Genomic DNA, 6,270 nt, shown 5'->3' on the forward strand with positions numbered 1-6,270 from the left:
GAATTGACATGAAATCGAGGCAGAGTCGAGAAAAAGCATGTTGTTTGCCGGCAGGGCCAAAGGCGCTACCTATCATGGGAAAGCATGCAAGGCGGGAGAACATCATGACTGACAGAACCGTTGCCGAACTCAGGCAGAAGATCGCGCAGGCGCGCGAGGTGATCGCGCATTTGATGGACAAGGCCGCCTTCAACGGCGCCGAGGCGCATCGGGCGCTCGATTATTTCGACACCGACGCCTTCGATCGGAATTTTTTACCGTGGCCGCATCATAGCGAAGAGGGGCTGCGGCCTGAAGAGTTGAACGCCGCGAATGACGATTGAGTTCGTGCGCCCAGTAAGAACGTAGACGCTGGCGGGACCGGAGGTGTGAAGCATCACCGCGGAAAAGCTTATTTTCTGGCGCCGTACGACGCTTCATTGCGCTACTCGAAAACGATCGCCTGCAAGGCCCCGCCATTGCGCTTCAGCCAGTCCTTGCAGCGGTCGGTGTCGGGGCAGAGCTTTTCGCACAATTTCCAGAATTTCGGGCCGTGGTTCATCTCTTTCAGATGCGCTACTTCATGCGCGACGAGGTAGTTGATGACGGGCGGCGGCGCCATCATGATGCGCCAGGAAAAGGACAAATTGCCTTCGGAGGTGCACGAGCCCCAGCGGCTGGACGTATCCTTGTAGCGGATCGCCTTGGCGCGCTTGCCGAGCGCCTCGGTGTGCCTGGCCACCAGCTTCTCGATCTCCTTCTTGGCCTCGCGCTTCAAAAAATCGGCGATGCGGCGCGGCAGGTGGATGCGCTCGCCATGCACGATCAGCAGCGGGCCGCGTTCGTCGCGCGACACGGTGACGGTGCCGCGCCTTGACGGCTCATGCACGATGCGGTGCGGCACGCCGCGTATGGGGATCTTGATGCCGGGCCGTACCTGCGGCCGCGTTGGCACCTTGGCCAGCCGCTGCTCCAGCCAGTCCTGATGACGGTCGAGGAACCGCTCCACCTCGCCACGGCGCAGGCCCGGCGGCACGGTGATACGCAGGCCCTGGCCGCCGGAATCGATGCGTAGCGTCAGACGCCGCGCCCTGGCGCTCTCGACGATCTTGAGCGGCAGCGTGCGGCCGGCAACGCAGTATTCTCGCTCCACGACAGGCGTGGGCTTGGGCTTCGTCAGATTGCGGAAGAATCCGAGGGTCATGGCCGGACGATACGCGATTCGAGAAAAACGAATAGAACAAAAAAGAAACGGCGCCGCTCGCGCGACGCCGTTTTTTCACGATCGGGCCTGTCGCTCAGCCTCAGTCGTCAAGCAGGTTCGAGCCTTTGCCACGCTTGGTGGGGGTCGTGCCTGTGCTCGGGTCGCTCTTTGCCGGAGCGGTCGACTTGTTGCGGTTCGCCATGAAGCGATCGAACTCGTCCTGGTCCTTGGCGCGACGCAATTCGCGGGCGTAGTCGTCGAACTCGGTCAACATGTCGTCGAGCTTGCGGCGTTCCTCGGCCAGGCGTTCAAGCTCCTTTTCGCGCCAGTCGTCAAACGCGACGTTGCCGGTCCGGGCGGAGCCGTGGCCCCAGCGCGCGGCTTTGTCGGAACCGCGGCGGCAGCCGGCGAAGATGCCGTCGGTCGCGCGGTTGACGTCACGCTTGAAGCCCTCGAGCCGGTCGCCCCAGATGATGTAGGCGAGCATGGCGAAGCCGAGCGGCCAGAACACCATGAAGCCGATCACCATCAACGCGATGGTTGCCGGCGTCCAGGCCGGGCGGATCAATGCAGATGTGTTCATTTTCTCCCATTCCTTCGGTTGGAGACAGCCAGGACCGGCTGCGTGGAATCGAACAGCCAGGACCGGCTGCGTGGAATCGAAATGGGAAGGCAAAAACGGCGATTCAAGACAATGTCGGCTAAAACCGGACAAGCTCCTGAAATGATTATCGCTTTTTGAGCATATCGAGGAAAAGCACGACCAGCCCGGCAATCAGTCCCCAGAATGCGGCGCCGACGCCGAACAAGGTCAGCCCGGAGGCGGTGACGACAAAAGTGACGGTGGCGGCCATGCGCTCGCTTTCGTCCTTGAGCGCGATCGCCAGCGCGTTGGCCAGCGAGGCCATCAGCGCAAGACCCGCAACCAGCACGATGAGGCTCTGCGGCAGGACGGCGAAGATCGCCACCAGGGAGGCGCCGAAAATCGCGAAGATCAGATAGGCAAGGGCATAGAACGGCCCTGTCTTCCAGCGCTCCGTTGGGTCTGGATGAACGTCGGGCCCGGTGCAGATAGCCGCCGAAATTGCCGCCAGATTGGTGGTCGAGCCGCCGAACGGCGCCGAAAGCAGCGAAAACAGGCCGGTGATGCCGATCAGCGGACCGGGTTCCGGATGGTAGCCGGCGGCACGTAGCACGGCGAGGCCCGACAGGTTCTGCGAAGCCATGGTGACCAGGTAGAGCGGTACTGCCAGGCCGATTATCGCCTTGGCGGTGAACACAGGCGCAATCACAGTGAGCGTCGATAGTTCAGGAGTGGGCAAACCGCCGACGCGGCCGGTGAGAAACGCGGCGAGACCGCCGCCGACCAGCACTGCCAGCACCGACAGCGCCGGATTGAACAGGCGGATGACGAAGAAGGCGGCGATCAACGGCAGGATCAGCCAGGGATCGACGGGAACAGTTTTGACCGCATTGAGCGCGAAGGTGACGACAATGCCGGCCAGCATTCCTGAAGCGACCGAGGGCGGTATCCCCGAGATCAGTTTCGTCAGCGGCCGGAACAGCCCGGTGGCGACCAAAAGAATGCCGGTAACGATGAAGGCGGCGACGGCCTCGCCGATCGAAAAACCGCTCGACGCCGCCATCAGCGCCAGGCCCGGCGTCGACCATGCGGTGATGATGGGCATTTTCGTTCGCCAGGACAGCCACAGGCTTTCGACCGCCATGGCCAGGCAGATCGTGGTCACCCAACTCGCGGTCTGAATTTGCGTGGCCTCGACCGCGTGGGCGGCGGCAATGACGATGGCCAGCGTGCCGCCGAAGCCGACGATGGCCGCGACGAAGGCTGAGATCGGGATGGAAAGGCGCATCGTCACTTGCCCCGCGCGGCCATGTCGCCGACCGCCCGCACCAGCATGTCGAGATCCTGCGGCCGCGACAGCCGGTGGTCGCCGTCCGGGATCAGCGACAGCGTGACATCGTCGGCCGGCAGCAGGCTGACCAGCCTCAGCGCATGGCTCGACGGCACGTCCCGATCGGCCAGGCCCTGCAAGACGTGTACGGGGCAGTGCGTGTCGAGCGGGCCTGTCATGACCAGGTTGTCGCGCCCATCCTCGATCAGCGCGCGCGTGTAGATGTAGGGCTCGGTGGAATAGTCCGACGGCTCCTCGAAGAAGCCTTTTTTGGCAAGGTCGCGCTTCTGCGCTTTGGTCAGCACCGGTTCGACCAGTTCTGCGGTAAAATCCGGCGCCGGTGCTAGAAGCACCAGACCGACGACGCTTGCGTCGCCTGCCTTGCGCAATTCCTGCACCATGCGCAGGGCGATCCAGGCGCCCATCGACGAGCCGACCAGGATCTGGCTGCCGCTGGTGAAATGCCGGAACACGGCCAGGCTTTGCGAAAGCCATTTCGAGATCGTGCCGTCGGCAAAGGCGCCGCCGGATTCGCCGTGTCCGGAATAGTCATGGCGCAGGAAGGCGCGGCCTTCTTTTGCCGCCCAGTCCGAAAGCGCTTCAGCCTTCGTGCCCAGCATGTCCGACTTGTAGCCGCCGAGCCAGACGACGCCAGGCGTCGCGCCAGCAATATGGCGCACCGCGATGCTCGATCCGTCGACATCCAGAAAGACAGGGGCAGTCATGGCTTTTTCCTCACGCCGACTTTCGGCGCAGGGTCTTGTGACACAGCCAGTGGTGTGGCGAAAAGTGCTCGCGATCTTTCTTTGTTTGCCGCAGGCAGCGATCAGGTGATTTTCTGTCAATGCTGTGCTATTGACTCCGCCCGCGCGCTCACCACATTGGCGCGTCCACATATCAACACCTGCAAATCCAGAACGAAACGGCCAAGGAGACCACGACCATTCGCAGACCTTTCAAAGCAGCGGCGCCGACCAAGGATGGGCCGCGCTCCAATCGTGACATCCGGGTTCCCCGGGTCCAGCTTATCGACGCCGAAGGCCAGAACCGTGGCGATGTTTCCATCAACGACGCATTGCTGCTCGCCGAAGAGGCAGGGCTCGATCTCGTCGAGATATCGCCCAACGCGCAGCCGCCCGTCGTAAAAATCCTCGATCTCGGCAAGTTGAAATACGCCAACCAGAAGAAGGCGGCCGAGGCGCGCAAGAACCAGAAGGTCATCGAGATCAAGGAGATCAAGATGCGCCCGAACATCGACAGCCACGACTACGAGACCAAGATGAAGGCGGTGCGCCGCTTCTTCGAGGAAGGCGACAAGGTCAAGCTGACATTGCGCTTCCGTGGCCGCGAGATGGCGCATATGGAGCTCGGCATGCAGCTTCTGAACAAGGTGCGTGAGGAAGTGGCTACCATCGCCAAGGTGGAAGCGGAGCCGAAGCTCGAAGGCCGCCAGATGATGATGGTGCTGGCGCCGCGCTAGATCACGATAAGGTTAGCGCGACCGACGCGCTCCAATTCCGCCTGAATTGTGCTACAGGGCGTCCCGGCGATCGGCGGGACGCCCATTTCTCGGCCATAGCTGCGGTCGCCGGCTAAGTTCTCGACGATCGGATTCCTCCCTTGGACAAAAAACTCAAATACGGGCTGGGTAGCTACCAGCGCACGCGCAGGCTGGTGCTTGCCGTGCTTGTGGTGGTGCTGTTCGCAGCCCTGCTGTTCGGGCAATCGAGCTTTCCGCCTGATACGGCGATGCATGAAACGATCGAGATGTTCGGCGTGCTGCTGATTTTCCTAGGTATCTGCGGTCGCCTTTGGTCGACGCTCTACATAGGTGGGCGCAAATCTTCCGAAGTTGTGACGGGCGGGCCTTATTCGATCACCCGCAACCCGCTCTATGTGTTCTCGACTGTGGCCGCGGCCGGCGTCGGCGCGCAGATCGGCTCGTTCTCCGGCATCATTCTGTTCGCTGTCCTGTGTGCGGGCGCCTTCCATATCGTCATCCTGCGCGAGGAGAAATTCCTTAAGGAAACGCTCGGCGAGCCCTATCAGGCCTATCTGGCAAGAGTGCCGCGATTCTTTCTGAAGCTTTCCCTCTACCAGGAAGGCGACACCGGCAGCTTCAAGCCGCGCCTGCTGTTGACCACGCTTCTCGACGGCCTGGTGTTCCTCATCGCGCTGCCGGCCTTCGAACTGATCGACGGCGCCCAGCAGTCGGGTATGTTGCCGGTGTTGTTTACGCTCCCCTGATGAAGGACCGGGCGCCGCATCCGGGCGTTCGGGGAAACGCGCGGCGCGGTGGGTGTGTCGGTAGCTAATCAAGTTGTCCGGTTTGGTAGCACATGATCTGTCCGCTTCTGTTTTGGCGTCGAAGCGGTTCACGCGGCTTGCCTGATGGGGCAAGTGTCTTCGATTTCGGCGCCGTCAGGGCTGTAGCGAGCGATGCGGCGCGGCCCGTGAAAGATCGCGAGGGTTCCATCCGGGTAGTGCCTGACCTTGACGGTGGCTTTGACGAAGTGATGCCGGATCGGGCTCTGCGGCAGCTGCAATCGCAGCCGCGCGAAGGCGACCGTGTTGTCGCGGGCAACGACGCGCTCCTCCTCGATGCACAGGATCTGGGCCAGTTGTTGCGGGTCTGCGGCGACAAAGGCGCTGTCCTCGACCGCGGCCGGCCTGGCGAAGCGGGCATTGTGAGCTGGTAGGTAGGTCTGTGCGATGAACCGGTTGGCGGCCTCGATGTCGGCAATTCCGGCCAGCGCCAGCTCCCTCGGCAGCCGATCCTGCAAGGTGGAGAACATCCGCTCCGAGCGGCCTCGCGCTTCAGGGGAATAGGCTGGAATATGTTCGATACCCAGCCGCTCGAGCGCCCGGCCGACCTGGGTCAGCCGGCTTTTGTCGACCGCCTCGCCGGCCTTCAGCGTCACGAAATAGTGGCTGCCGCGATCGCTGTAGAGGCTCGATGGCAATCCCTTGGCGACGAATGTCTCCAGAAGGCCCTGAAAGCTCGACGCCGTGCCTTCCTCCTCGATCAGGAAGGCCGAATAGATCGTGCTCGTCGCATCGTCCATCGTCACGATCAGGTCCAGCATCGGCTCACCCACCAGCCATCGATGACGGCTGCCATCCTGATGCAGCATCATCCCCTCGCAAGGCTTCCTCTCCCGCTTGCGCCGGTGA

Annotated in this window: 8 protein-coding genes; 3 read left to right on the forward strand and 5 right to left on the reverse strand. The window is 62.4% G+C overall.

Annotation, left to right across the window (positions count from 1 at the left end):
* Positions 1 to 104 precede the first annotated feature (104 nt).
* Positions 105 to 323, forward strand: a complete 219-nt coding sequence (locus FJ959_RS05055) for a hypothetical protein (protein ID WP_140491152.1) — start codon at positions 105 to 107, stop codon at positions 321 to 323.
* Between the two features lie 101 nt (positions 324 to 424).
* Here FJ959_RS05055 and FJ959_RS05060 read toward each other — a convergent pair whose 3' ends face one another.
* The 4 genes from FJ959_RS05060 to FJ959_RS05075 all read right to left on the reverse strand — a co-directional run bounded on the left by FJ959_RS05060 (position 425) and on the right by FJ959_RS05075 (position 3,821).
* Positions 425 to 1,183 (reverse strand): M48 family metallopeptidase, encoded by a 759-nt coding sequence (locus FJ959_RS05060; RefSeq protein WP_140561794.1) that lies wholly within the window; start codon positions 1,181 to 1,183, stop codon positions 425 to 427.
* A gap of 100 nt (positions 1,184 to 1,283) precedes the next feature.
* Positions 1,284 to 1,766 carry a DUF2852 domain-containing protein gene (locus FJ959_RS05065; protein WP_140491148.1) on the reverse strand — a complete coding sequence of 161 codons (483 nt, stop codon included), beginning with the start codon at positions 1,764 to 1,766 and terminating at the stop codon, positions 1,284 to 1,286.
* 145 nt (positions 1,767 to 1,911) lie between these two features.
* A complete protein-coding gene (locus tag FJ959_RS05070) occupies positions 1,912 to 3,054 on the reverse strand; it encodes a benzoate/H(+) symporter BenE family transporter (RefSeq protein WP_140628784.1) in 1,143 nt (380 codons plus the stop codon).
* A 2-nt stretch (positions 3,055 to 3,056) separates the two neighbouring features.
* Entirely contained in the window at positions 3,057 to 3,821 is a 765-nt protein-coding gene (locus FJ959_RS05075; protein WP_140625496.1) for an alpha/beta hydrolase, read from the reverse strand.
* A gap of 218 nt (positions 3,822 to 4,039) precedes the next feature.
* Here FJ959_RS05075 and infC point away from each other — a divergent pair, with 218 nt between their 5' ends.
* Together infC and FJ959_RS05085 are read left to right on the forward strand one after the other, a co-directional pair.
* Positions 4,040 to 4,576: a translation initiation factor IF-3 gene (gene infC, locus FJ959_RS05080; RefSeq protein ID WP_140491142.1), complete on the forward strand. Its 537-nt coding sequence runs from the start codon at positions 4,040 to 4,042 to the stop codon at positions 4,574 to 4,576.
* 140 nt (positions 4,577 to 4,716) lie between these two features.
* Entirely contained in the window at positions 4,717 to 5,343 is a 627-nt protein-coding gene (locus tag FJ959_RS05085; RefSeq protein ID WP_140628787.1) for an isoprenylcysteine carboxylmethyltransferase family protein, read from the forward strand.
* A gap of 128 nt (positions 5,344 to 5,471) precedes the next feature.
* Here FJ959_RS05085 and FJ959_RS05090 read toward each other — a convergent pair.
* Positions 5,472 to 6,270 (reverse strand): ISNCY family transposase (locus FJ959_RS05090; RefSeq protein WP_140628790.1); only part of this gene is annotated, 799 nt, incomplete at its 5' end.

The organism is Mesorhizobium sp. B2-2-4 (assembly GCF_006442375.1).
GTDB lineage: Bacteria > Pseudomonadota > Alphaproteobacteria > Rhizobiales > Rhizobiaceae > Mesorhizobium.